The organism is Paenibacillus algorifonticola (assembly GCF_000971975.1).
GTDB lineage: Bacteria > Bacillota > Bacilli > Paenibacillales > Paenibacillaceae > Pristimantibacillus > Pristimantibacillus algorifonticola.
The window spans coordinates 27,432-51,930 of record NZ_LAQO01000011.1 but is presented as its reverse complement, the minus strand read 5'-3'; the positions used below and the strand labels follow the sequence as shown (position 1 = coordinate 51,930).

Below are 24,499 nucleotides of genomic sequence, written 5' to 3'. Positions count from 1 at the left end.
TTAGCGGCGATCCTGTGGTCCGCCAACAAAAGCCTGCTCCGCTGTATCCAGACCATATGCCGTATGCAGCGCACGCACAACGTCCTGAAGCGGCTCTGCATCAATGACACAGGAAAGTCTGATTTCCGAAGTGCTTACCATCTTGATGCTGATGCCGAGACCCGAAATCGCAGCGAACATCGTTGCAGCTACGCCAGGGTTGCTGACCATGCCAGCGCCGACAATCGATACTTTTACAAGGTTTTCTTCGGAAGTCACTTTGTTGTACGGAAGCTCTCCGTGCAGATTTTCAATGACAGCAACCGCTTTGTCTTTATCATCGAGCGAAAGCGTGAAGGAGAAGTCGGCTGTGCCGTCCTGTACGCCGCTTTGCACAATAATGTCTACATCCACGCCATTGTTTGCAAGCGCGCCAAATACTGTCGCGAGCACGCCTGGCAAATCCGGAACGCCCAGAATGCTAATTCTAGCTACATTTTTATCGAATGCAATACCGCGAACGACAGCGCCTTGTTCCATCGTTACTTCCTCCTTTACACTTGTACCTTCGTTGTAGGTAAAGCTTGAACGAACGACCAGCTTTACATTGTAATGCTTCGCGTATTCAACCGCGCGCGGATGAAGCACAGCAGCTCCCAGATGGGCAAGCTCCAGCATTTCATCATACGAAATTTCATCCAGCTTGCGAGCGCATTTAACAACGCGCGGATCGGTCGAATAAATACCATCCACATCGGTGTAAATTTCGCACACATCCGCTTTAACCGCAGCTGCCAGTGCAACTGCCGTTGTGTCGGAGCCGCCGCGTCCCAGCGTCGTAATGTCGCCATCCTCGGACATGCCCTGAAAACCGGCTACGATAACAATATGGCCAGCATCCAGCTCCTTGATCATGCGATCCGTACGAATATCTGTAATTTTCGCCTTGCTGTGAACAGCATCCGTACGAATTCCTGCCTGCCAGCCTGTCAACGAAACAGCGTGGTGTCCCAGTTGGTGAATCGTCATGGACAAAAGCGCTACCGATATTTGCTCGCCTGTTGTAAGCAGCATATCCATCTCGCGCGCTGGCGGATTTGGATTAAGCAGCTTCGACTGGTCGATCAGATCATCCGTTGTATCCCCCATTGCTGATACGACAACAACAACACGGTTTCCCGCCTGCCTATTTTCAATAATTCGTTTTGCTACCCGTTGCATCCGCTCCGGTGTTCCCACCGAGCTTCCGCCAAACTTCATCACTATCAACGACAAAGCTGACTCACTCCCAACCTTGACATATACATGCAAGTCAATATTATAGCACAACCGTAACGCATCTGGGTATATCCCATCACAAAAATACAAGCAATCTTCACAGCTTCAGCAAGCTATCTGGAAACGTCGGTATCGAAATATTTTGTTGAAATTTCCAAATAAGTACCGTCCTTTTTCATATCCGCAAGCGCTTGATTGACGGCTAGAATAAGCTCATCATGCCCTTTCGTAAACAAAGCGCCGCTTGCCGTTGCCTCCGACATTTCATCAACAATTTTGAGCGGCACCTCTGGCTGACGATGCTTCAAATCCAAATACGTTAATCCATCATTTACCGTAGCATCCACTTCACCGGACAGCAGCAAAGAAATCGCCTCATAAAAGCCTTGGGACGGCACAATTTCCGCACCATTCCGCTGTGCAATATCAAGCAGATTGCTTGTCAGCGACTGCGCCGCCTTTTTCCCGTATAAGTCAGAAAGCTTCTTAATGTCCGTGTTATCCTGCTTCACAATCAGCACAATGTGGGAGTAAATATATGGATCAGAAAAACTATATTGCTCAAGCCGATCCTCCCGAATGCTGACTTGATTAAAAATAACATCAAATTGCTTCGCATCAAGCCCAGCAAAAATTTCATCCCACGGCGTTTCGACAAATTCAGCTTCTACACCGATACGCTTGCTGATTTCCTCAGCTATCTCTACATCGAATCCGACAAGCTTGCCGTTTTCGTCATGATAAGTAAAAGGGGCATACGTTCCTTCCGTCCCAATACGCAGCTTGCCGCTCGCTTTAACAGCCTCCAAGGAGTTTTGTCCGCCAGATGCCGCCTCCCCCGGACTTGCAACCGGCTTAATCGTTTCATTCCTCTCCGGCTGCGTGCCACATGCCACCAGCACAAACCAACAGGCCAGCAGCAGAAAAACAAAGCTTGTTCTTGCCATTCATTCTACTCCTCTACGTCATCTCTAGATGTATACGCTTAACTATTATATTGAATGTTACAATAGCAAGCCTTTATCCATCAATGCTTTTTACGAGAAAAATGAGAAGTTCATGTGAAGTTAGGCCCATACATGAAAAAAAGCTGCTCCAAGGGCTTATCTCTCCCCTGAAACAGCTTATGGCATCTCCTATGCGCGGGAGATGTATTTGCCTTCGCGAGTATCGATCAACAGCACATCGTCCTCATTAATGAACAATGGAACTTGTACGTTGTGTCCCGTTTGAAGCTTCGCATTTTTAGTTGCGCCGGTTGCCGTGTTGCCTTTAATGCCTGGCTCCGTCTCAATGACTTTCAGCTCAACGCTGTTCGGCATTTGAATACCGATGATTTCGCCTTGGTAGCTCGAAATGTTTACCGTCATGTTCTCGATCAAGAAGTTGATTTCCCATTTCAGCTGCGATTCATTCAGTTCGAACTGATCGTAAGTTTCGTTGTCCATGAACGTGTACTCGGAACCGGAGTTGTACAAGTATTGAACAGCACGGTTTTCGATAATCGCACGAGCAAGCGATTCGCCTGCACGGAATGTTTTTTCAACAACGTTGCCGTTGCGGAGGTTTTTCAGCTTGGAGCGCACGAATGCCGCGCCTTTGCCTGGCTTAACGTGCTGGAAATCGGTTACGGAGAAAATGTCTCCATCTACTTCAATTGTCAATCCTGTTTTAAAATCATTTACTGAAATCACTGCTGATTACCTCCTGGGATTAGAAAAATAGCAAGCTTGATCGTGCTCATTTACCGCTGTTACCACAAATTAGCCTAAAGTGAGAAACTCCTTAGTGGATGCGGTTAATATTTTAATACCGGTGTCCGTAATTACGATGTCATCCTCAATCCGTACTCCGCCGAAACCGGGGAGATAGATGCCAGGCTCAACCGTTACCGTCATACCGGGGGTTAAAATCGTTTCGCTAAGCTTGGACAAACGCGGAGCCTCGTGAACTTCCATACCGAGTCCGTGTCCGGTACCGTGACCGAACTTGTCGCCATAGCCATATTTCGTGATGACATCACGCGTCAATGCGTCCGCAACACGACCTGTCATGCCCGGACGGATATGGGCAAGGGCATTCAGCTGCGCTTCCAGCACAATGTCATAAATTTCGCGATGCTTGTCCGTTGGCGTACCAACGACAACCGTACGCGTAATATCAGAGCAGTATCCTTTCAGATAAGCGCCGAAATCCAGCTTCACGAATTCATTGTTGCCAATGATTCGCTCGCTTGCCTTGCCATGCGGCAATGCCGAGCGCTCCCCGGACGCTACAATCGTCTCAAACGAGGACGAATGCGCACCGTGGCTGCGCATGAAAATTTCCATCTCCAGTGCAATATCGCTTTCCTTCACGCCAGGCTGAAGCAGCTTCTGGATATGCGTGAACGTCGCATCCGCAAGATCGGCAGCCTCCTGCATCACTTGCAGCTCCGACTCGTCCTTGATCATCCGCAAGCCTTCAACAAGCCCAGCTACCGGATGAAGGGCGATATCGCCAAGCACAGCCGTCCAATCAGCGAATTCGCCATAAACGACGTGTTCCTGCTCAAAGCCCAGCTTGCTGATTTTTCTCGCTTTCAACAGCTCTTTCACCGTTTCCATCGCTTTAGGCGCATGTTCAACGATTTCATAGCCAATCGCCTGCTCAGGAGCCTGCGTCATATAGCGGAAATCGGTCAGCAAAATGCTGTCGCTTAACGTAATGAGGACCATACCAGAGGAGCCTGTAAATCCGCTTATATAACGGCGATTGTATTCGCTGTTAATAAGAATAGCTTCCAGACCCAGCTCCGTAAGGACGCTGCGCAAGCGATTCACTCTTTCCTTTGACATTTATGTTCATCCCCTTTCCGTTTATTTAAGAAATTTTCAGCTTACGAACAAGCGCCGCAAGGCCAAGCTCATAGCTCTGTGGACCGAAACCGGCAATTTGCCCGACCGCTACAGGTGCAATAACCGACACGTGACGGAATGCCTCGCGCGTATGTATGTTGGACAAATGCACCTCAACTACAGGAAGAGCTACCGTACTTAACGCATCGCGCAGCGCATAGCTGTAATGCGTAAGCGCTCCGGGATTAATAAGTATGCCATCCTCTGCGCCATAGGCGCTATGTATCCGATCAATAAGCGCGCCCTCATGGTTGGATTGAAAAAAATCCAGCTGTACATTTTGACCCTTAGCCTGCTCAAGCAAATTAGCCTCAATATCAGCAAGCGTAGCCGATCCATAAATTCCTGGCTCCCGAACACCAAGCATATTCAGATTCGGGCCATTAAGCACCAGAATTTTGAGCATTTGCACACCTCCCTAACGGACAAATCAATGCTAAAGACAAAGATCAATTGCCATTTTACCACATATGCCTGCCGCTTGAGAAGGGACAACTATTCAGCTTGCTTGTACAGGCTCTCGGGAAGCCTCGTCCGTAAATTCAAAAGCAATGGTGAAGCCGATAAAAACACCCCATAGCAAAAAGACACAAAGCTCGGCGCTGAGCGTATTCCAGCCTGTTTTCCACACCGATCGGGTCACATGGAGCAGCGGCCCTGCAGCAAGAAAAACGATCGCCCACCAGGCGAGCCCATAGAACATACCAGGCCATGGACCTTTGAGCTTGCGGAATAGCAGTCCGTATAGCAGCGCAGCAATCATTGAAAAAACAATGTAACTTCCAATGCCCACCACAAGGCCCCAGCCCGACTTCAAAAAGGAGGAGCGGAAAAACGGGTCCGCCATAATGCCTGGCAGCTCTAGCGTAAATTTCATTTCATAAAAAAACCAACGTAAAATGCCCCAAATCAGCCCGGCAAAAAAGCCAGTCGATAAGCAATACGTCCAAATATTCGTATGATGCTTTCCTTCATATGGATTGCCGTCTTCTCCGGCGGTCCGTTTATTTTGCTTATTTTCTGCCATCGTTTTAATCGCCTCCAGCTCGATATTGCCCTTCACTTCTTACCTAAAGAAGCCATGATTTAGTATGTGAAAAAAAGCATAGAAGTAACCGCCCCGCTTGGCAGCTGTTTCTTGATTGCTCGCGCAGCGCAAACGTTGGCAATTGCCGCACCGATCAAGTACAATAGAACTATTCGCAAGAAAATGAAGCAAATTGATTCGTCACCTGATCGGGACGATACACTTTTAAGGAAGGTGACCAACACTTGTCGCAAAAATCAAAAAGCATCTATGGAGGACAAGCTGTCATTGAAGGCGTCATGTTTGCAGGAAGCCATGTCAATGTTACAGCTGTTCGCCGCAAAAATGACGAAATCATCTTTTATGAGGTTCCGCGGACGACGCAGCGCTGGATACAGCAGTTGAAAAAAATTCCGATTGTACGCGGAGTTGTCGGCATAATAGATTCCAGCGCCAAAGGCTCGCAGCACTTGAACTTTTCCATGGAAAACTACGCGGAGGATGAGGCGAAGGAAGAAGCCGCCAAAAATCCCGAAGCACAGCCGAAGCCTGAAAAGGAGCAAAAATCCGGTTTCAGCCTCAGCATGATAGTCGGTGTTGCCGTAGCAGGCGTCCTGTCGTTTATTTTCGGCAAGCTGATTTTCACCGCAGCTCCCGCTGCGCTGGAAGAACTATTATTCAGCAATGTATTTGAGAGCAAAATCGGTCATAACCTATTAGAAGGACTTATCAAAATCATTTTACTGCTTGCTTATTTGTACCTGATGTCGCTTACGCCGATTATCAAAAGACTGTTTCAATATCATGGCGCCGAGCATAAAGTAATTAGCGCTTATGAAGCTGGCGAGAAGCTTACGATTAGCAATGTGCAAAAATACAGCCGCTTGCACTATCGCTGCGGCAGCAGCTTTATTATTTTCACCGTCATTGTTGGCGTTATTATTTATTCGCTGCCTTTCTTTACTTGGGATTCCATCTGGGAAAGAATTTATATTCGTATTTTGCTGCTTCCTCTTGTTCTCGGTATTTCTTATGAGGTGCTGCGCATTACAAATGCGATGCGTGACATTCCCGTGCTGCGCTATCTCGGTTACCCGGGCTTGTGGCTGCAATTGCTGACAACGAAGGAGCCGAAGGACGATCAGGTTGCCGTATCTATCGCTTCCTTCAACCGGATGCGCGAGCTTGATCAACAAATGACCAATATTAAAGCGTAAGGGCGGAATGATTATGGCATACAGGCCTAAAAAATGGAGCGTGCCGGCAATTATTATTATGTCTTTGCTTGGCATCGGAATTATTTATGGCGTTTTGACCGATATGCGTTCATTCCTTATTCCTATTATCGTATTCGGGCTTATTTATGTGCTTTACAAGTTCCCGCCTGACCGCTGGAGAAGCCGTTCCGGCTCTGCTTCGCCTCAGGTGCGCCCAGGCAACCGCTCACAGCCTGCCAAACGCCCGAAATCGCAGCGTACGCCGTTCCGCGTTATCGAAGGCGGCAAGGAAGATGACGATCTGCCGAAGTATCATTAAGCCACTCTAGTCGGCGATAGCAGCTGGCAAATAACAAAAAAGCGTGACCTCCATTTCACGGGGGTCACGCTTTTTTTGGGTACCTGCATCATCTTGCGTTTCACTTCATATTTGCGTAATCACTCATTATCGAGCTCGGCGCGAACCGCTTTAAGATCGTCTAATCGGGAGGGATCACGTTCAAAGAAAGCGACGAGCGTCTCAATGCAGGTGATCGAATCCCAGCTTAAATGATGCTCAATTCCTTCGACATCCTGATAAATATTCTCATCCTGAACGCCGATAATGGTCAAAAATGATTCCAGCAGATGGTGGCGCTCCACAAGCCGCTTGCCCATCTTCTTCCCTTTTGTCGTTAATACAAGACCACGATATTTCTCATAAATTAAATAGTTATCTTTATCGAGCTTCTGGATCATCTTCGTCACTGACGAAGGGTGAACCTCCAGCCCTTCCGCAATATCCGACACTCTCGCGTAACCTTTTTCGTCTATGAGCTTATAAATTCGTTCCAAGTAGTCTTCCATGCTCGGTGTCGGCATTGAAGAACCCCCTAACCCAACTTCTTTCACCTTGTTTCCTCGGCGTTACTCTAGTATCATACACTGTTTTGAAACCTGTCTGCAACCTTAAGGACAATTCGGAGCGAGCAATAATTTATGGCATTAGCGATAGCGTCATTTCTTGCAACTCCCAGTTTGAAGCCCTTTCCCTTGTCGCACATTATAATTTAGCTTCTTATTTTGAAGCATCAAAGCAATGGAGGTGCAGCTCATGGCTTCAACCGTAGAGGAGCGTCCGAAAGCAGCGCTGAAAAGCTTATCCTTCGTTCCCGAGCTCGTATATTTTGAGCCGGATGCGCTCAATTATCCGAAAGGCAAGCGCATTTATGACTGGGTACAAAAGGAAGGCATTCCTTTCCGCATGACAAGCTCGCATAACCGGATTACCAATTTGCCCGGTGAAACCGAGCTTGAGAAATACCGGATTGCCAAACGTACGCTCGTTGTGGGCATTCGTAAAACGTTAACTTTCGATACGTCCAAGCCATCAGCGGAATATGCCATTCCCATTGCGACCGGCTGCATGGCGCATTGCCATTATTGCTATTTGCAGACGACGCTTGGCGCAAAGCCCTATATTCGCATTTATGTTAACATCGATGATATTATTGGCGCGGCCAAGCAATACATCGACGAGCGAGCACCGGAGATTACCCGCTTCGAGGCGGCCTGTACGTCCGATCCCATCGGGCTAGAGCCGATTACAGGCAGCCTGCGTGAGCTCATTGAATTTATGGCAGAGCAGCCCCTCGGCAGACTACGCTTCGTCACTAAATTCCATCATGTCGACTCCCTACTGGATGCTAAGCATAATGGCCATACTCGCATTCGCTTCAGCGTCAACAGCAAATACGTGATCAAAAATTTCGAGCCGGCCACCTCGCGCTTTGAGCAGCGGATTGAAGCCGCAGCCAAAGTGGCTAAAGCCGGTTATCCGCTCGGCTTTATCATTGCGCCGATCATCTGGCATGATGGCTGGGAGGAGGGCTACGCAGAGCTGCTCGCATCGCTTGCAGAGGCGCTGCCTGAGGAAGCGATGCAAGCCGATCTAACCTTTGAGCTCATCCAGCACCGCTTTACGAAAACAGCGAAAAACGTTATCGTGCGCCGCTATCCGCGCACAAAGCTGGAAATGGACATAGAGAAGCGCAAATACAAATGGGGCCGATGGGGACAAGGAAAATACGTCTATCCTACTGAACAAGCAGATGCGCTCCGATTGTTCATATCAGAGCGCATCTTTGAGCATTTTCCACAAGCGAAAATTGAATATTTCACTTAAGGCATACTGTTTAAAACTTCAGCCAATCCGGCGTAATGAGGTTAAGCCACGACGTAATTTGCGTCATTTGATCGGTGAAAAGCATAATGCCAAGCAAAATCATAATCGCTCCGCCGACCTTCATCACCGTATTCGTATATTTCAGCAGCCATCTCGCAGAGCCTAGGAAAAAGGCCAACACGAAAAAAGGAATGGCAAAACCTAGCGCATACGCCGTCGTCAGCTTAAACCAGGTATTCGGCTCGGATGCCGCCAAAGCCAGAATGGCCGTTAAGGCAGGACCTGTGCAAGGCGACCACCCGGCCGAAAATCCAATACCAAAAATAAATGAGCCCAAATAGCCCGTTTTTTTCGAAGGATCGAAAGGCAGCTTGCGCGTCTTCATCAGCAATTGCGGCTGAAAAACGCCGATCAGGAACAGCCCCATCAGTACAATCAAAATCGCCGATAATTTGCGGATTAGCGGCTCATATTCGCTGAATGTTTCCGCGAACACATTCGTACCGTAGCCAAGCGTGTAATACACCGTACAGAAGCCGATAATGAAAAACAGCGTATGCAGCATCGTGCGGGAGCGCATATGCTTGCTTGTATGCTCATTATTTTTGAGGTCGCTGACGGAAATACCGGTTATGTAAGATAAATAAGATGGATACAAGGGCAAGCAGCATGGAGAAATGAAGGAGGCAAAGCCCGCCCCCAATGCGAGCCAAATATTAATATCGTTCACCGTACAGCACCTCGATTTTGATTAACTCCCTGTTCTAATTCCCCGCTTGAACAGCAGTAAGCCCAGCAAAATAACGATCAGCAGAAGCACAATTGTGCCGCCAGGAGCCAAATTCCAAATCCCTGCAATCATCAAGCCGCAAATAACGGCAATTTCACCAATAATGACGACGGTAATAATGCTCTGCCGAAAGCTGCGCGCAATAATAAGGCTGCAGGCCGCTGGAATCGTCAGCAGCGCAGACACAAGCAGTGCTCCAACGATTTTGATGGAAGCACTAATGACAAGTGCGGTTAGCACGCTAATCATAACATTATAAAAACGGACCGGCAACCCGCTCACAGCTGCTGCATCCTCATCAAAAGTGAGCAAAAACAGCTCCTTCACCTGCAGCCTGATGGCTACAAGAACAACAACCGTTACCACTGCAATCGTAATTAAATCGATGTTGCTCAGCGTGTAAATGCTGCCAAATAAATAGCCGGTGACATTGACATTAAAGCCCTTGCCCATCGTGAACAGAATCGAAGCCAGCGCAACGCCGCCCGACATAATAATCGCAATCGACAGCTCGGCATATGATTTATAAGCTTTCCTTAGCTTTTCGATCGCAAACGACGCTGCAACAGCGAATACCAAGCCTACCGCAACCGGATACACTCCAATCAAGAAGCCAAGCGCAACGCCCGCAATGGATACATGCGACAGCGTATCGCCAATCATGGACAAACGGCGCAGCACGAGAAAAATGCCCATAAGCGGCGCCGTCACTCCGATAAGCAAGCCGCCAATCAGCGCCCTTTGAAAAAATTCGCTAGTAACGATCTCCAACCTGAACAACCTCTTCTCTACTATCCATTTCCTGACGAAGCCCGCGCAGGCTGTGAGTCAGATCATCTTGCGCGCAATTTTGCAAATCATGCGAATGCTTTTTATAAAATTTCAGCTTTCCGCTTTGCGCTGCCTGATGCAGCCCCAAATAAGTGCGGATCATCTCCATATCATGGGACACCATCAGAAAGGTAATGTTATGATGCTGGTGCATATGCTTGATCATATGGAAAAAGCTTTCCTGCGTCTCCGCGTCGATCCCTACCGTAGGCTCATCCAAAATAAGCAGCGACGGATTGTTAATGAGCGCCCGCGCCAGAAAAGCCCGCTGCTGCTGACCACCGGATAGCTGGCCGATCCGCTTGTCCGCCAAATCCTCAATTTTCATTGCATGCAGGGCATCATCTGCCTTTAAGTGATCGCTCTTCGTAATGCGGCGAAACAGCTTATTGCGGCCGTAAAGGCCGGATAGCACCACTTCACGAACCGTAGCTGGAAAAAGCGGATTAAACGCATTTTTCTGCGGCACATAACCGATTTTTTCCCATGCCTTAAACTGGCCTACAGGCTCGCCGAACAAACGAATGACGCCGCTCTCCGGCCTCAGCAAGCCGACGATCATTTTGAGCAGCGTCGTTTTTCCCGCGCCGTTCGAGCCAATCAGCCCGATAAAATCACGCTCGCGAACGCTCAGATTAAGCCCAGTAATGACGCGCTGCTGCTGGTACGAGAAGGTAACGCCCTCCAGCGATATAATATCCTGATGGCAGTCTCCTGCTGGGCCAGGCAGCACGTCCGTTTCTGGCAGCATCTCTGTCATTTGTTGCATCCTGTTAACCTCCCTTGCTCTTTACTATATTGCTATACTTCCCTGATTATATCATTTATAAAGCGCCGTTTAACTATTTCAGTGCTTTCAAGAGATTTTGCAAATTCGCTTCCATCAGCGTAATGTAGGTATCGCCGTTTTTCTCCTGCTCAGGCGTCAGCCCTTCTACCGGATTGAGCATCAAGGTGTCGACCTTCGCTTCGCTCGCCAATGTATCCGCAAGCGCCGGAGATACAAGCTCCTCGAAGAAAATATAGCGAATGCCTTTTTCCTTCACATATTTGGCGATGTTCAGCAAATCCTGCGCTCTAGGCTCTGCATCAGCCGATAATCCCATTATAGCCGTTTGCGTCAAGCCATAGTCGCGGGCCAAATAACCAAACGCCTGATGGGATACCACAATATCCTTCATCGTCGTCTTGGACAGCTCCTGCTCGAACTTCGCATCGAGTGCTGCAAGCTTGCTATGCAGCGCTTCATAATTCGCCTCATATTCGGTTTTGTGGGCGCTGTCCACTTGAATGAGGCTGTTTTTCACATTTTCAGCCATAATGATTGCCGATTTCGGACTCACCCAAGTATGCGGATCGACATCCAGGGCGTGCTCATGATCATGCTCGTCCGCAGCTGCGCCTTCTGCCTCATCGCCATGCTCTTCATGATCCGCATGCTCCTCAGCCGTTTCAGCGCTGTGGTCATGCTCTTCTTCTGGATTGCCTTGAATCAGCTCTACGCCCTTGCTCATTTCGGCCGTAATGATCGTCTGATCATTAGGCAATCCTTTCAAAAAGCTGTCCGTCCAGCCTTCCAGTCCTGCACCATTGTACAGAAACAGCTGCGCTTTGGAAGCAGTGCTCAGATCCTGGCTTTTCGGCGTCCAATCATGCGGCTCCACTCCTGCCGGGATCAGGTTGACAACATTGACATATTCACCGCCAATTTCTGAGGCGAAATAATAGAGCGGATAAAAACTAGTCACGACATTCGTCTTGCCTTCTACGATGGAAGAATTCGAATTACTGCCGCATGCGGACAGCACAAGTACAACAGACATCAATAAAGCGGCCATAGCCGTTAATTTCTTGCTTGAAAATAAATTTTTCATTTCGCAAATGCTCCATTTCTGTGAAAACCGTTTTCTTTTAGTAATCGTTATGATTACGTTCAGATTATACGAGTGCTTGGCATCACTGTCAACTGCTATTCGTAGGTTCCCGGTCTCTTCTGAGCAGATCGCCAAGCGAGTATGGCAGTTGTGTGTCTATTCCGCCCCCGCTTCCCTCATATGGTAAAAAGAGAACCGCAACGGATTAGCTCCGTACGGTTCTCTCCTATACTGCTTGCTTTACTGCATTTCCTTTTATTTCACAATGGCGCCGTTCGGCATATCGTCCGGCACTGTAGCCAGCGTTAGCTGGTCGCCGTGCGACGCAGCAAGAATCATCCCCTGCGACAGCTCTCCGCGAAGCTTCACCGGCTTCAGGTTCGTAACGCAAATCACTTTGCGGCCGACAATCGACTCCGGCGTATAAAATTTCGCAATGCCCGATACGACTTGGCGCTGCTCATAACCGAGATCGAGCTGCAGCTTCAGCAGCTTGTCGGCTTTCTTCACAGGCTCGGCAGCGATGACTTGCGCCACTCGCAGCTCTACCTTGGCGAAATCGTCGATGCCGATTTCTTCCTTGCTCTCCACCGGAGCCGCGTCTGCTGCGGCTCCTTCCGCTCCAGCGCCAGCCGCTTGCTGCGCGGCTTCCGGCTGCGCTTCCGCTTTAGCTGTCCCGCCGCCCATCTCGGCTGCGATAAAAGCAACCTCATCCGCCGTCTCCAGGCGCGGGAACAGCGGGCTGTCCTTCTGCACCCGCGTACCTGCCGGCAGCTGTCCGAACGAGCGCATGCTCTCCCACGACGTCAGCTCGCCCGGCTGAATGCCCAGCTGCTTCCAAAGCTCGCGCGGCGCGTGCGTCAGGAACGGCTGGAGCATAATCGATGTGATGCGCAGCGCTTCCGCCAAATGCTGCATAACCGAAGCGAGCTCCGCGCGCTTGCCTTCATCCTTCGCCAGCGTCCACGGCTGCGTCTCATCAATATATTTGTTCGTCCGGCTGACGAACTGCCAGATCGCTGCGAGTGCAACGGAAAACTCCATGTTTTCCATAGCAGCTTCCACAGAAGCAATCGTATCCTGCGCCAGCACTTCAAGCGAAGCGTCGAATGGCGTTATTTGTCCGGCGTAAACTGGAATCTCGCCGTCAAAATATTTATCAATCATCGCAACGGTACGATTAAGTAAATTGCCAAGGTCATTTGCAAGATCAAAGTTAATGCGCTCGACGAAGTTTTCCGGCGTAAATGTGCCATCCGCGCCGAAAGGCACCTCGCGCAGCAAATAATAGCGGACTGCATCGAGGCCATAACGGTCGATGAGCATTACCGGGTCCACGACATTGCCTTTAGACTTCGACATTTTACCATCCTTCATGAGCAGCCAGCCATGGGCAAATACCTTTTTCGGAATCGGCAGGTTGAGCGCCATGAGCATAATCGGCCAATAGATCGTATGGAAGCGAACGATTTCCTTGCCCACGAGATGGACATCCGCCGGCCAGAAGCGCTCATATTTGGCCACAGCTTCCGGATCATCGCTGCCATAGCCAAGCGCTGTAATATAGTTGGACAACGCATCAATCCACACATAAATGACATGCTTTGGATCGCCTGGCACTTTAATGCCCCAATCGAAGGTCGTACGGGATACCGCAAGGTCCTCCAATCCCGGCTTGATGAAATTGTTGATCATTTCATTTTTGCGGGATTCCGGCTGAATAAAATGAGGGTTCTCCTCATAAAGCTTAAGCAGGCGATCCGCATATTTGCTCATCCGGAAAAAATAGCTCTCTTCCTTTACCAGCTCCACCGGACGTCCGCAATCCGGACAATTGCCATTTTCAAGCTGGCGCTCAAGGAAAAAGGATTCGCACGGCGTACAGTACCAGCCTTCATACGTGCCCTTATAAATATCGTCCTGCTTCAGCAGCTGATCGAAAATTTTCTCAACGACCTTCTTATGGCGCTCCTGCGTCGTGCGAATGAAATCATCGTTGGAAATTTCCAGCTTCGCCCACAAGCTTTTAATGCCGACAACGATATCATCGACAAATTGCTGAGGTGTCTTGCCCTGCTCCTGTGCCTTACGCTCGATTTTCTGCCCATGCTCATCGGTTCCTGTCAAAAACCAGACGTCGTAGCCGCGCAGCCGCTTGTATCTTGCCATTGCGTCACCCGCCACGGTCGTATACGCATGTCCAATGTGCAGCTTGTCGCTCGGATAATAAATCGGTGTAGTCAAATAAAACGTTTTGTTGTCATTCGCCATTTCAGCAGCCTCCTAAATTTCGATTAAAAAACACATAAAAAACGCAAAAAACTCCCGTCCAACATGGGACGAGAGTATAAAACTCACGTGGTACCACCCAAATTCCCCTTGCACATTCTCCTGATTCACAGAAAAAGATGCAATGGCTTCGTGTGCCGCCGATTGAAGGCGGACAATACCGTTAACGCCGGTCAAACGCTGCCCTCTTACCCGCTCCCGACTGGTCAAGCCCAGCCATCTCGCGCTGCTCAAAGACAGATCCTCCAGGACCATATTCCAACTTCGCCCGTACCGGCTCGCACCTTATTGCCCGGCTCTCTGCGACGCAGCTTCCATTGTACTTATCCACTCATCAGACTCATATATGACAAAATATACCGAACCGCCAGCCCTTCTGTCAAGTAGGCTTCTCCCCATCGCTCTGTTTCCCGCCCCTTACGGGAGGAACCGGGTCGTAACCGCCAGCGTGAAACGGATGACAGCGGCTAATCCGCCGAGCCGCAAGCCATGAGCCCCTAAGCACGCCATGCTTCTCAATGGCTTCCAACGCATAGGCGGAGCATGTTGGAGCAAAGCGGCAGGAAGGCGGCAAATGCGGTGAAATCGCTTTGCGGTAAAAATGAATCGGCGCCTGAAATACACGTCTGGCAACAGGTCTTTTTTCCATTAGCTTTGAGCCGCTGCTGCTTCTTCCTGGTCACAGTCTTTACAATAACCGAATACTTCAAACTTGTGCTTGACGATTCGGAAGTCAGCGGGCGCAGTCGTCTGTTCCATTGGGCAGCACATAATCGGGTACGTTTTGCCGCAGTTCAGACAAATCATATGATGGTGATGGTCATGCTCGCGGCAATGGAGCTTGAACTTGACGCCCTCCTCAAACACCACCTGCTCCAGTACGCCCAGTTCCTCCATTACGCGCAAGTTGCGGTATACCGTATCAAAGCTAAGTCCGGAATAGGACTTGCCCATGTATTCATAAACGTCCTTAGGGGCCAAGTAGCCCGGCGATTCTGCGAATAGCTTGGCAAGCGTCTTGCGCTGGTCGGTGATGCGCAGGCCTTGGCTCGACATGATTCTCACAATATCTTCAATCGTATGCGTATGTGAATGTGCATGTGTACTCATGCGACAAACCTCCTACTTCTGAAATTCTCTTTCTCCCAATAATGCCGAAAAAAAAGACTCTCGTCAATGAGAGCCTTCCTGCCGCTGCTATTTTAACCGTTCAACCGCATATTAATGAGGAAGCTGGCGACCATTGCGACAAACAAAATCAGGCTTATCATTCCGAACGCCAGCCGTCTCATGTGCGCCTTGCGAAGCTTGTCCCCGTTGCCCGGCTCCAGCTTGGCGAGCGTATAGGAGCGCTGCATAAATAGAAATAAAATTAATGAGGTCACAAAAAACATATTTACAATAAACCATACCGCTGTCCAAAACATGCTGAAGGCCCCCTCTAACCGCAAAATCCCTGGGCTACAGGAACCATCGATTTAATATCCACATAAATACAACGAAGCTGACAACTGCCCCACCGATGCATATCCAGCCGGAACGGAACCGCTGCCCGAACATACGTAAAATGCCAAAGCTCAGCAATCCGAAAATGAGCAGCAAAAAAACGACGCCCAAAATAAATAACGCTGGCGATACATTGCTGACATCTACTAAACTCACGCGATACACTCCCCCATAACATTTCTATCTAGCATTATAAGGGATTTGCCCTGCATAAAGCCAGTGCTAACGATAAGCGTACCGCCACTTTCCTGCCATAAGTAACGAATTTGTCACGATTGCTTGAACTTGCCGACTGAATGCCTTAGAAAATGGCCGGACTTACTGAAGATAATCTTCAGAATAACTTCAGAATTACCTTATTAAAATCCAAAGAGATATCGTCTATACTTACGGAATACGCTTGCTGTGGATCGCTCTCACACCGACGGCAGCCGTAGTCCTCATCCAATTATTTCTGCCAAATCAGAAAGCGATTTAAAGGAGATAGCTTCATGAAAATGACCATTTTAGTAGCTGAAGATGAACAGGAAATTCGCGACGTCATTCACATTTATTTGCGGAATGAAGGCTACCTTGTGCGGGAAGCGGAGGACGGGACGCAGGCTTTGAAAATGGTTCAGCAGGAGAATATTGATCTGATTATTCTCGATATTATGATGCCTCATTTGGATGGCATTCAAGCTTGCCTCAAAATCCGTGAAATATCGAATGTTCCTATTATTATGCTCTCTGCTAAAGGGGAGGATTTAGATAAAATTATGGGTCTTTCCACAGGCGCAGACGATTATGTAACGAAACCATTTAACCCTCTTGAGCTGATTGCTCGGGTAAAAGCCCAAATCAGGCGGCAGCATTTCACTTCCAGAAAGCCCGCCATAAATGACTCTGAAATAGCTATGGATGATTTGGTCATTAATCGAGACCAGCATAGCGTTGTCGTGCGCGGCCATGAAAAATCGTTAACCCCTATTGAATTTTCCATTCTGGAATTATTAGCGATGCACCGGGGGCAAGTTTTTAACGTCGATAAAATCTATCAAAGCGTGTGGAAGGAACATACCGCGTTTTATTCAGAAAATACAGTGATGGTTCATATACGCAACATCCGCGAGAAAATCGAGGTCAATCCTAGAGAGCCGCAATATATTAAAACGGTCTGGGGAGTGGGATACAAAATTGAAAAATAAGCTATGGACTTATTTATACGGTAAAAAAAGCATTCGCGTCCAGATGCTTTGGGCTTTTATTTTCAGCCTTATACTTGCTACTTTATTCAGCACGATCTATTCCATGCAGCGACCCCAATCAGGTTTTATTTATAAATTTTTGCCTTTAGGCATTTTTGTGCTCTCTTTTTGGTTCAGCTTCTTATTAATGACCCGCCGTACGATCCGTTATTTCAAGACCATTACCGATGGCCTCAAAGCAATGTCCTTCGGTAATTTAAGCTACCGGATTCCATTATCCAGCCAGGATGAATTAGGGCATGTAGCACAAAATATCAATCATATGGCGGAACAATTGCAAAGCAAGCTGGAGCGGGAGCGACAGCTGGAAAAATCCAAAATGGAACTGATCACCTCCGTTTCGCATGACTTGCGAACACCGCTGACCAGCATTATCGGCTATCTGGATTTATTGAAAACCCACTCCTTCCAAGATGTTCAGGAGCAAGAAAGGTATATCGATAATGCTTATAACAAAACCCAGCAGTTGAAAAAGCTAATTGACGATTTATTCGAATATACGCGGCTTAGCGACCCGGATGTCCATTTATCTTTTCAGGAAATCGATTTCAACAGATTATTGGCGCAGCTTGTTACTGAATTTGAACCTGTAGCTCAGGAACAGAACATTTTAATAAAAAAAGCTTTGCCTGCTGCACCTGTCATTGCTCTTATGGATACTGGAAAAATGGTCAGAGCGATCGACAATTTATTAATGAATGCCTTGAAATTTTCCGTGAAGCCCGGAGAAATCACCGTACAGCTTTTTGTTCAAGAAGGACGAATTACTTTAAGCGTTGAGAATGTGGGCCAACCGATTACGAAGGAGCAGGAGGATCAATTGTTTGAGCGTTTTTATAAAATGGAGCCCTCCCGCAACCATGCCCATATGCCTGCGGGATTTGGCCTTGGTCTATCGATTGCTAAACATATCGTCGAGCTGCACAATGGACGAATCTGGCTTAACCATCATCAGGGGCATTATGCGTTTTGCGCCGAATTTAAGCGCCCACAGTAGCGGCTTTGAGTTCCCCAGCTTGCTCTTCATAATGTCTCGCCTATTACCGCACCTCCTTTTTACGGCAAACATATACAAATGCGGGAGGCACGTTTAAGGGCACGAATGTAATTTTTTCAATTTCAAAATGCTCTTTAAGCTGCGATCTCATCTGCAAGGAATATTGAAAAGCAATGAATAGACCGTCATCTTTAAGGGATACGAGAATTTGCTCCATCAGCTTGTCTCGCATCGTTTGCGGGAAATTGGAAAATGGCAGTCCGCTAATAATGCAGTCCAACTGCTTGATCGCTTCAGTATGTAGCGATGCCTGGAGATAGCTGCTGTCCTCATAGCTTGAAAATTCGGGATAATGCTCCTGCAATTGTTCACGCATATAAGGATCTTTTTCAAAAAGGATAACCTTAGTGGCCTTCTTTTTGGCTGCTTGAATGTATTTGGTTATCGCACCAGTTCCGGCTCCCAGCTCCGCAACACTCGTTGCTTCGTTCCAGGGAACTGACTCCAGCATTTTTTTCGCGAGAAATTTTGAGCTTGGCGTTACACTGCCGATTTGTCTGGGCGAGCGCAAAAATTTATTTAGAAAAAGCAGTTTCCCCTGTTTCCAACTGTTTACATTTATCATCATCGTATCCCCCTTTATTTCACTGTCCTTATGCTATCCAAAAAATCTGAATATAAAGTAAGGGGGAAATTAAAGGAATTCTGAAGATTCAATAGCGGAAACTTTGCCTTCCACCATGCTCAACCTATTTTCAACCGCGCCGTTCCATTCGTTTTGCTGCTCATAAATTGACAGCTAAAATGAGAACACATACCATTTATGGATCCTATGTTTATTTAGAAGGGGGGGGTTCCATTGGACACTGCGTATTATTTAGATAGAGCGGTAGCGTTGTTTAATGAGGAAATGGGCGACAATTTGGTCGGTATTTATTTACATGGTTCTTTGGCAATGGGATGCTTTAACACGCATAAAAGTGATATTGATTTATTAATCGTCGCACAAGAAGCATTGTCGACTGAAACGAATAAGCGTATTGCAAAAAAGCTTCTAAAGCTCCACGAAAGCATGCCTAATGATCGTGGAATTGAATGAAGCATTATTCTGGAAGCTTACCTGAAGCAATTTGTGTATCCGACGCCCTTTGAATTCCATTATTCTGATTTTCATCGAGGGATTGCTTTATACGGCAAAGCCATTCGTGAAGTTTTCCAGCCCATTGACGAGCGATTTTATATGAAGTCGATCCTCTATGATGTTCAACATGCGTCAACGGATATTATTGAAACACCTATGTACATATCCTTAAATCTATGCCGGGTTCTATTCTATCTAAGAGAAGGTGCAGTATCTTCTAAAAAAGAAGGCGGAGACTGGGGAATGCAGGCATTGCCTTCCGAGTATCGACCGATTATTCAGCACTGTCTGAATGAATATAGCGGAAGCGAAGATAGCACTGCATTAAATCGTGAAAAGTTAACGGACTTTGCCGACTATATGCTAAGCGAAATAAATAAAATCAATCGAATAGCAATGGATTAGGGTGTGTATGCAAAGGTAAGCGAGCCCGCTTCGAACGTATTCCCTCTCCTACCGGGAATGTCCCCCCTTATGAATGTGAACCTACGTACCGAAAGGCGGCTTTATCTTCTTCGTATCAAGGGTTTACTCCCTGTACAAAGCTAGTCTTGGCGGACACAGGAGCCGCTATTTCAACAGTATTATGGGTTATTGCACAGGCTGCGGACACAGGAGCCGCTAATATGCTGCAGATGGCCATTTTGACGGGAGAATGCGGGCGATAACGGATCTCCTGTCCGCTTACGGCCTGAAATCGGATCAAAAGCCAGAATAGCGGAACCTCAGTCCTCACAAAATGGTGTAAGTCCCACGCTGCGTGGCCCCAGCAACAATCACAGGCTGCGGGTCCCCAGCCTTGAATCGGCAAATGAGATTGCCCTTGAATAGACGCTAAGAAAGGAGCAGCAGACCGACTCCGGTTTGCATACACATCCTAGACGGGATTCAAAACGGTATTTCAGAAGCTTTTATCTGAAATGCCGTTTTTCACAATTACGCGTTTGTGTGAGCCATTGTGCTGCGTCCCCTTGCCCTCCCCCGACATCCCCCTGACTCAATAAACGTTTAAAATATTCCTCGGCATCAAGCGCAGCGTATAGTCATTCTCTAGCTCACACGGTATACTTTTTTTCAGAGGTGACTGTATGTTAGACCGCCGCATCGGAGGATTTCTTATGAATACGATTATGATTGTGGAAGACGAGGACGCCATCTCACGAGTGCTCGCAGCCTATATACGCAAGGCGGGATTCGATTGCAGCATCTATCGAAACGGCCGGGAAGCTATTGAAGCTTTTGATGCAGCAACGCCTACACTCGTTATTCTCGACGTCATGCTGCCGGGCATGAATGGCTGGGAGATTTTGAACCATATACGCTACAAAAGCGCTTGTCCCGTCATTATGCTGACGGCCAGAGGCGATGTCAGCGACCGGATTCTCGGACTTAACGAAGGCGCGGACGATTATATGACGAAGCCGTTTGAGCCAGAAGAGGTTGTCGCCCGCATCCATGCGGTGCTCAGACGGCCGCCCCGCTCACTCGTCAGCTCGGAACAAGTCACTTTTGGGAGCATTCGCATCGATTTTAAATCACACACGGTTTACTTGAACGGCGCAAGCCTTTCGATCACTCCCCGTGATCTGTCGCTGCTCATGTTCCTCGCTGAGCATCCGAACCAGATTTTTTACCGCGAGCAGTTAATCGATAAAGTATGGGGCATGGATTATGAGGGCAGCGACCGCGCGGTAGATTTGGCCATCAAGCGTTTGCGCAAGCTGCTGCTTCATTGGCCGCCAGAAGAAGGAGAAATCCGCACCCTGCGGGGGACGGGGTATATGCTTTATGCCAACACCCAATAATCGTCGCCAAACGCTGCTCAGCCGCTGGACGTTTCGTTACGTGCTCACCTTATTCATTGGGCTGCTTGCCATCGGATTGGTATCGATCTTCTGGATTCGCCAGGAAACGCTGCATGAGCGGAAGCAAAATCTCAAAGCATTTGCCCAAGTAGCCTCGCAGTATGTGAGCCAAGAAAGGGGAAAAATCGTCATTCCGGGCCATTTCTATGAATGGATCGACCGCACCCAGCGCCGTTACTCGCTGCCAGGACAATTTTCGTTGCGCGTATTTGATCATAGCGGGACGGCTATTTTTGTCAAACAGGCCCCCAGAGATGTTGCTCCGGGTGTACCTCCACTCTCCAATGAGCTGAGCGTCGCCATATCGGAAGATCAATATACGCTAACTACTCCAATATGGGGCAAAAGCAAGGAGGAGGTCATCGGATCGGTTGTCATTTCCTACTTCTATAAGGAGTTAGTGCATGTTAATCAGAACTATGGCCTAATTGCTTCCCTTCTCCTTGGCTCAGGCTTGCTGGGCTGGCTAATCATCTTCTTTCTGTCGCGAAATTTAAGAAGGCCGATTAAGCAGCTCGCCGAAGCGTTGAATCAGATGGAGGCTGGCAATTATCAGGTAGTCGTTCCCAATCATGTGAAGGAAAAGGAAATACACGATCTGCTGGTGTCATTCCAGACGATGGCTGCACGCCTCGGTACATTGGAGGAGCTGCGGACGGAGCTGCTTGCAGGCGTGACGCATGAGCTGAAAACACCGATTTCCTCCATTCATGGCCTTATTCATGCCGTTCGCGATCAAGTGGTTGCGGAGGAGGAAGCTGAGGAATTTCTGGACATCTCCTTGCAGCAGACACGCCGGCTTCAGCATATGGTCACCGACCTGCTGGATTTCAATGCCTTCGCTTCCGGCAAAATCAGCGTCCGACAGGACACGCTTGTTCTCAGCAAGCTAGTTGAAGAAATTGTGTACCAATGGGGACTGCTTGATCCTGTAGAGGGGCTCGACCTATCAGCCGATATTCCGAGCGAAGTTTTCCTAGGTGTCGGGGACGCCAGCCGCATTCAGCAAATTATTGTGAATTTGCTGAACAATAGCAGACAAGCGCTGCAAGGCCAAGGCCGCATCCATGTATCCTTATCGCAATCATCAGCCAGCAGCTATGAAATTATCGTTCAGGATAACGGTCCCGGCATACCGGATGAGGAGCAGAAAAATATTTTTGAGCGATACTTTCGCGGTGAGCGTAAAAAGCTTTCTGTCGGCGGCCTCGGCCTCGGTCTAACCTACAGCCGAATGCTCGCCATGGCCATGGGAGGCCAGCTGAATTTGAAGCAAAGCACACCGCAGGGAACGACATTCCAGTTATTGCTCCCTAAGCAGCCGTAACCGTTCGATTGGCCGTTTCGGGGCGTCTTAATGACCTAATCAGGTCAGCCAGCAGCGACTGGCTGGCCTTTTTTCTTTGCCGTCTTTTGGCTAGCTTCGTAAGCGTCAAATAGTCCACACTAACTTTTGTTTTTTTCTCCCCACTCACATAACTGTTCCAAAACGGGTAATAGCGTTTCCGCTTTATCTGTGAGACTGTATTCGACTTTAGGCGGAACCTGAGGATACTCTTTCCGATTCACCAAACCATCCGCTTCCAATTCTTTAAGGTGTGAACTCAATGTTTTATAAGTAATAGCTCCTATCTGTCTTTTCAGATCATTAAAGCGAACCGGTTGGTTTTCTGCCAGGAGATAAATAATAACCATTTTCCATTTACCACCAATAACTGACACTGTATAACCAAAAGGTGTATCTTGAATATTTTTAACTTTACCTTTATATTCAGCCATACTCATATTTACACTATCCTTCCGGGTAGTACCTATCAATAAAGTGCGTACTACGTTTTAATTTGCGTTCAGTTTATACTAACCTTACTTTGAAGTAAAGGAGAGAAAAACATGACTAAAAAAACAATACGCCTGTTAATGCCACAATGGCAAGGAGGCGATAATCCTAACTACTCTTTTGGAGCCGAACTGCTTGCTTGGCTTGCTCCGGAAAATGATCAACCCCTTATTCATGTTCCAGTGCAAGCGTATGATGGAACTCCACTTGAAAACGAGAACGGTATAAATGGGAGAAAACAGCTGCTTGAACAATTAGAGGCTGCTCAGCATATCATTAAGGCTCATAAGCCAGATCGCATTATCATGTTTGGTGGCGACTGCTTAGTCGAGCAAGCCCCATTTGCCTATTTAAACGAAAGATATGGTGGGGAACTAGGCTTAATTTGGATCGATGCTCACAGTGATTTAGTTAGATATGTGGGCTATGATAACGGACATACATTACCGCTCGGAAATCTGTTGGGAGAAGGAGATGAGGAGTTCGCAAAACATGTAAAAATCCCTCTAAAGCCTGAAAATGTCTTTATCGCGGGATTAGCAACTCCTACAGAACAAGAAATAGAAGTGATTACAGAAGCATTTCAAAGACTAGGTATAGCTCCTGCCGAACAAGACACAGAAGTGATTCAAAGACTAGGTATTAAAACGGCAGGAACAGAAGAGTTATTAAGCAGCACGGAAGCTATAAAAGAGTGGATTAAGGAAAGCGGCATTAAGCACTTAGCTATTCACCTTGATTTAGATGTGCTTGATCCAAAGGCATTTCGTTCTTTATTGTTCGCGAACCCTGAAGCACCTTATACTTATTCTCCTGCGGGAACCATGCAAATGCCGCAACTGCTTAATCTGATTAAAGAACTATCTGAAGAAACGGATGTAGTTGGATTAGGTATAACAGAACATATGCCGTGGGATGCGATTAACTTGAAGAAGCTGCTTGGAGAAATACCTATTTTTAATAAGTAAAGTCATCATCGGAATTATATTAGAACAATGATCTGCTTAATCATAAAATACACTCTCGCACTTTATGTTTGCGAGGGTGTATTTTGATGTGGCAGCAAATGCAAAAAAATACTTAAACTCCTCTGGTTCATGCTTTGTAGTTTTATTAATTATTGATCGCCTCCCCAAGTTTGCTCTTCGGCAATGTGCGGGATCGCTTGAGGCTAATCTCATCTGACGATTCAAGGCTTAAGGAACCGCAGCATGCGATTGTGGCTGAGACCCTGCAGCTCGGGACGCTCCCTCCTTTTTTTGGAGGACTGAGGTTCCGCTATTCTGGCTTTTTATACGATTTCAGGCCGTAAGCGGACAGGAGATCCGTTATCGCCCGCATTCTCACGTCAAAATGGCCATCTGCAGCATATTAGCGGCTCCTGTGTCCGCAGCCTGTGCCATAACTCATAATTCTGTTGAAATAACGGCTGCTGTGTCCACCAAGTCTTTCTTTGTGCAGGAAGCAAACCCCTGAAACGAAGAGCATGAAGCTGCCTTTCGGTACGTAGGTTCACATTCATAAGAGGTGACATTCCGGGTCGTAGCGGGAATACGTTTG

General features: G+C 47.8%; 29 protein-coding genes. 10 read left to right on the top strand and 19 right to left on the bottom strand.

Annotated elements, in window-relative coordinates:
- The 6 genes from WH37_RS17605 to WH37_RS17580 all read right to left on the bottom strand — a co-directional run bounded on the left by WH37_RS17605 (position 1) and on the right by WH37_RS17580 (position 5,181).
- Positions 1-1,254, bottom strand: a complete 1,254-nt coding sequence (locus WH37_RS17605; RefSeq protein WP_046231930.1) for an aspartate kinase — start codon at positions 1,252-1,254, stop codon at positions 1-3.
- 116 nt (positions 1,255-1,370) lie between these two features.
- Positions 1,371-2,204: an amino acid ABC transporter substrate-binding protein gene (locus tag WH37_RS17600; protein WP_046231929.1), complete on the bottom strand. Its 834-nt coding sequence runs from the start codon at positions 2,202-2,204 to the stop codon at positions 1,371-1,373.
- 189 nt (positions 2,205-2,393) lie between these two features.
- Positions 2,394-2,951 (bottom strand): elongation factor P, encoded by a 558-nt coding sequence (gene efp / locus WH37_RS17595; protein ID WP_046231928.1) that lies wholly within the window; start codon positions 2,949-2,951, stop codon positions 2,394-2,396.
- 69 nt (positions 2,952-3,020) lie between these two features.
- A complete protein-coding gene (locus WH37_RS17590) occupies positions 3,021-4,094 on the bottom strand; it encodes a M24 family metallopeptidase (protein WP_046231927.1) in 1,074 nt (357 codons plus the stop codon).
- 25 nt (positions 4,095-4,119) lie between these two features.
- Positions 4,120-4,560, bottom strand: a complete 441-nt coding sequence (aroQ, locus tag WH37_RS17585; protein ID WP_046231926.1) for a type II 3-dehydroquinate dehydratase — start codon at positions 4,558-4,560, stop codon at positions 4,120-4,122.
- 93 nt (positions 4,561-4,653) lie between these two features.
- Complete coding sequence (locus WH37_RS17580) at positions 4,654-5,181, bottom strand: YqhR family membrane protein (RefSeq protein WP_082110874.1); 528 nt, start codon at positions 5,179-5,181, stop codon at positions 4,654-4,656.
- A gap of 245 nt (positions 5,182-5,426) precedes the next feature.
- Between WH37_RS17580 and WH37_RS17575 the strand changes: the two genes are divergently transcribed.
- Positions 5,427-6,398 (top strand): DUF1385 domain-containing protein, encoded by a 972-nt coding sequence (locus WH37_RS17575; RefSeq protein ID WP_177218004.1) that lies wholly within the window; start codon positions 5,427-5,429, stop codon positions 6,396-6,398.
- 13 nt (positions 6,399-6,411) lie between these two features.
- Positions 6,412-6,717: a hypothetical protein gene (locus tag WH37_RS17570; protein ID WP_046231925.1), complete on the top strand. Its 306-nt coding sequence runs from the start codon at positions 6,412-6,414 to the stop codon at positions 6,715-6,717.
- Positions 6,718-6,836: 119 nt separating this feature from the next.
- Here the strand turns inward: WH37_RS17570 and mntR are convergent, their stop codons facing one another.
- Entirely contained in the window at positions 6,837-7,259 is a 423-nt protein-coding gene (gene mntR, locus WH37_RS17565; RefSeq protein WP_046231924.1) for a transcriptional regulator MntR, read from the bottom strand.
- A 232-nt stretch (positions 7,260-7,491) separates the two neighbouring features.
- Between mntR and splB the strand changes: the two genes are divergently transcribed.
- Positions 7,492-8,562, top strand: a complete 1,071-nt coding sequence (splB, locus tag WH37_RS17560; protein ID WP_046231923.1) for a spore photoproduct lyase — start codon at positions 7,492-7,494, stop codon at positions 8,560-8,562.
- A 10-nt stretch (positions 8,563-8,572) separates the two neighbouring features.
- Here splB and WH37_RS17555 read toward each other — a convergent pair whose 3' ends face one another.
- The 10 genes from WH37_RS17555 to WH37_RS17510 form a co-directional block, all read right to left on the bottom strand.
- A complete protein-coding gene (locus WH37_RS17555) occupies positions 8,573-9,292 on the bottom strand; it encodes a cytochrome c biogenesis CcdA family protein (protein ID WP_046231922.1) in 720 nt (239 codons plus the stop codon).
- 21 nt (positions 9,293-9,313) lie between these two features.
- On the bottom strand, positions 9,314-10,123 hold the full coding sequence (locus WH37_RS17550; RefSeq protein WP_046231921.1) for a metal ABC transporter permease: 810 nt from the start codon (positions 10,121-10,123) through the stop codon (positions 9,314-9,316).
- Positions 10,107-10,943 (bottom strand): metal ABC transporter ATP-binding protein, encoded by an 837-nt coding sequence (locus tag WH37_RS17545; protein ID WP_414811927.1) that lies wholly within the window; start codon positions 10,941-10,943, stop codon positions 10,107-10,109. The genes WH37_RS17550 and WH37_RS17545 overlap by 17 nt, the downstream gene beginning before the upstream one ends.
- Before the next feature lie 82 nt (positions 10,944-11,025).
- The gene (locus tag WH37_RS17540) at positions 11,026-12,057 is read right to left on the bottom strand and encodes a metal ABC transporter solute-binding protein, Zn/Mn family (RefSeq protein ID WP_046231920.1); all 1,032 of its coding nucleotides are present in this window, start codon (positions 12,055-12,057) and stop codon (positions 11,026-11,028) included.
- Positions 12,058-12,312: 255 nt separating this feature from the next.
- The gene (gene metG, locus WH37_RS17535) at positions 12,313-14,328 is read right to left on the bottom strand and encodes a methionine--tRNA ligase (protein ID WP_046231919.1); all 2,016 of its coding nucleotides are present in this window, start codon (positions 14,326-14,328) and stop codon (positions 12,313-12,315) included.
- A gap of 12 nt (positions 14,329-14,340) precedes the next feature.
- Positions 14,341-14,580 carry a hypothetical protein gene (locus WH37_RS17530; RefSeq protein WP_046231918.1) on the bottom strand — a complete coding sequence of 80 codons (240 nt, stop codon included), beginning with the start codon at positions 14,578-14,580 and terminating at the stop codon, positions 14,341-14,343.
- A 145-nt stretch (positions 14,581-14,725) separates the two neighbouring features.
- Positions 14,726-14,995, bottom strand: coding sequence for a membrane protein insertion efficiency factor YidD (gene yidD, locus WH37_RS17525; RefSeq protein WP_046231917.1), 270 nt, complete (start codon positions 14,993-14,995; stop codon positions 14,726-14,728).
- Entirely contained in the window at positions 14,995-15,456 is a 462-nt protein-coding gene (locus WH37_RS17520) for a Fur family transcriptional regulator (protein ID WP_046231916.1), read from the bottom strand. Before WH37_RS17520 ends, yidD begins: the two co-directional genes overlap by 1 nt.
- Positions 15,457-15,548: 92 nt before the next feature.
- On the bottom strand, positions 15,549-15,773 hold the full coding sequence (locus tag WH37_RS17515; protein ID WP_046231915.1) for a hypothetical protein: 225 nt from the start codon (positions 15,771-15,773) through the stop codon (positions 15,549-15,551).
- A gap of 34 nt (positions 15,774-15,807) precedes the next feature.
- Positions 15,808-16,008 (bottom strand): hypothetical protein, encoded by a 201-nt coding sequence (locus WH37_RS17510; protein WP_046231914.1) that lies wholly within the window; start codon positions 16,006-16,008, stop codon positions 15,808-15,810.
- Positions 16,009-16,343: 335 nt separating this feature from the next.
- Here WH37_RS17510 and WH37_RS17505 point away from each other — a divergent pair, with 335 nt between their 5' ends.
- Both WH37_RS17505 and WH37_RS17500 read left to right on the top strand, forming a co-directional pair.
- On the top strand, positions 16,344-17,039 hold the full coding sequence (locus WH37_RS17505) for a response regulator transcription factor (protein ID WP_046231913.1): 696 nt from the start codon (positions 16,344-16,346) through the stop codon (positions 17,037-17,039).
- Complete coding sequence (locus tag WH37_RS17500; protein ID WP_231594270.1) at positions 17,029-18,096, top strand: sensor histidine kinase; 1,068 nt, start codon at positions 17,029-17,031, stop codon at positions 18,094-18,096. Before WH37_RS17505 ends, WH37_RS17500 begins: the two co-directional genes overlap by 11 nt.
- Before the next feature lie 43 nt (positions 18,097-18,139).
- Here WH37_RS17500 and WH37_RS17495 read toward each other — a convergent pair whose 3' ends face one another.
- Complete coding sequence (locus tag WH37_RS17495) at positions 18,140-18,721, bottom strand: class I SAM-dependent methyltransferase (RefSeq protein WP_046231912.1); 582 nt, start codon at positions 18,719-18,721, stop codon at positions 18,140-18,142.
- 234 nt (positions 18,722-18,955) lie between these two features.
- Between WH37_RS17495 and WH37_RS36505 the strand changes: the two genes are divergently transcribed.
- The 4 genes from WH37_RS36505 (at position 18,956) to WH37_RS17480 (ending at position 22,429) form a co-directional block, all read left to right on the top strand.
- A complete protein-coding gene (locus tag WH37_RS36505; protein ID WP_052737046.1) occupies positions 18,956-19,195 on the top strand; it encodes a nucleotidyltransferase domain-containing protein in 240 nt (79 codons plus the stop codon).
- 33 nt (positions 19,196-19,228) lie between these two features.
- The gene (locus WH37_RS36500; protein WP_052737045.1) at positions 19,229-19,642 is read left to right on the top strand and encodes a DUF4111 domain-containing protein; all 414 of its coding nucleotides are present in this window, start codon (positions 19,229-19,231) and stop codon (positions 19,640-19,642) included.
- 713 nt (positions 19,643-20,355) lie between these two features.
- The gene (locus WH37_RS17485; RefSeq protein ID WP_046231911.1) at positions 20,356-21,042 is read left to right on the top strand and encodes a response regulator transcription factor; all 687 of its coding nucleotides are present in this window, start codon (positions 20,356-20,358) and stop codon (positions 21,040-21,042) included.
- Complete coding sequence (locus tag WH37_RS17480; protein WP_046231910.1) at positions 21,026-22,429, top strand: sensor histidine kinase; 1,404 nt, start codon at positions 21,026-21,028, stop codon at positions 22,427-22,429. Before WH37_RS17485 ends, WH37_RS17480 begins: the two co-directional genes overlap by 17 nt.
- Positions 22,430-22,548: 119 nt before the next feature.
- On the opposite strand, the gene WH37_RS17475 is transcribed toward WH37_RS17480, so the two are convergent.
- Positions 22,549-22,887 (bottom strand): winged helix-turn-helix transcriptional regulator, encoded by a 339-nt coding sequence (locus WH37_RS17475; protein WP_046231909.1) that lies wholly within the window; start codon positions 22,885-22,887, stop codon positions 22,549-22,551.
- A 105-nt stretch (positions 22,888-22,992) separates the two neighbouring features.
- On the opposite strand from WH37_RS17475, the gene WH37_RS17470 reads away from it, so the two are divergent.
- A complete protein-coding gene (locus WH37_RS17470) occupies positions 22,993-23,907 on the top strand; it encodes an arginase family protein (RefSeq protein ID WP_046231908.1) in 915 nt (304 codons plus the stop codon).
- The last annotated feature ends 592 nt before the right edge of the window (positions 23,908-24,499 follow it).

Excerpts from the sequence above, each read along its gene's own strand:
- WH37_RS17600 (WP_046231929.1), bottom strand. The coding sequence starts at position 2,204 with ATGGCAAGAACAAGCTTTGTTTTTCTGCTGCTGGCCTGTTGGTTTGTG.
- WH37_RS17590 (WP_046231927.1), bottom strand. The coding sequence starts at position 4,094 with ATGTCAAAGGAAAGAGTGAATCGCTTGCGCAGCGTCCTTACGGAGCTG.
- aroQ (WP_046231926.1), bottom strand. The coding sequence starts at position 4,560 with ATGCTCAAAATTCTGGTGCTTAATGGCCCGAATCTGAATATGCTTGGT.
- WH37_RS17580 (WP_082110874.1), bottom strand. The coding sequence starts at position 5,181 with ATGGCAGAAAATAAGCAAAATAAACGGACCGCCGGAGAAGACGGCAAT.
- WH37_RS17570 (WP_046231925.1), top strand. The coding sequence starts at position 6,412 with ATGGCATACAGGCCTAAAAAATGGAGCGTGCCGGCAATTATTATTATG.
- mntR (WP_046231924.1), bottom strand. The coding sequence starts at position 7,259 with ATGCCGACACCGAGCATGGAAGACTACTTGGAACGAATTTATAAGCTC.
- splB (WP_046231923.1), top strand. The coding sequence starts at position 7,492 with ATGGCTTCAACCGTAGAGGAGCGTCCGAAAGCAGCGCTGAAAAGCTTA.
- WH37_RS17545 (WP_414811927.1), bottom strand. The coding sequence starts at position 10,943 with ATGACAGAGATGCTGCCAGAAACGGACGTGCTGCCTGGCCCAGCAGGA.
- WH37_RS17540 (WP_046231920.1), bottom strand. The coding sequence starts at position 12,057 with ATGAAAAATTTATTTTCAAGCAAGAAATTAACGGCTATGGCCGCTTTA.
- metG (WP_046231919.1), bottom strand. The coding sequence starts at position 14,328 with ATGGCGAATGACAACAAAACGTTTTATTTGACTACACCGATTTATTAT.
- yidD (WP_046231917.1), bottom strand. The coding sequence starts at position 14,995 with ATGGAAAAAAGACCTGTTGCCAGACGTGTATTTCAGGCGCCGATTCAT.
- WH37_RS17520 (WP_046231916.1), bottom strand. The coding sequence starts at position 15,456 with ATGAGTACACATGCACATTCACATACGCATACGATTGAAGATATTGTG.
- WH37_RS17515 (WP_046231915.1), bottom strand. The coding sequence starts at position 15,773 with ATGTTTTGGACAGCGGTATGGTTTATTGTAAATATGTTTTTTGTGACC.
- WH37_RS17505 (WP_046231913.1), top strand. The coding sequence starts at position 16,344 with ATGAAAATGACCATTTTAGTAGCTGAAGATGAACAGGAAATTCGCGAC.
- WH37_RS17495 (WP_046231912.1), bottom strand. The coding sequence starts at position 18,721 with ATGATAAATGTAAACAGTTGGAAACAGGGGAAACTGCTTTTTCTAAAT.
- WH37_RS17485 (WP_046231911.1), top strand. The coding sequence starts at position 20,356 with ATGAATACGATTATGATTGTGGAAGACGAGGACGCCATCTCACGAGTG.
- WH37_RS17480 (WP_046231910.1), top strand. The coding sequence starts at position 21,026 with ATGCCAACACCCAATAATCGTCGCCAAACGCTGCTCAGCCGCTGGACG.
- WH37_RS17475 (WP_046231909.1), bottom strand. The coding sequence starts at position 22,887 with ATGAGTATGGCTGAATATAAAGGTAAAGTTAAAAATATTCAAGATACA.
- WH37_RS17470 (WP_046231908.1), top strand. The coding sequence starts at position 22,993 with ATGACTAAAAAAACAATACGCCTGTTAATGCCACAATGGCAAGGAGGC.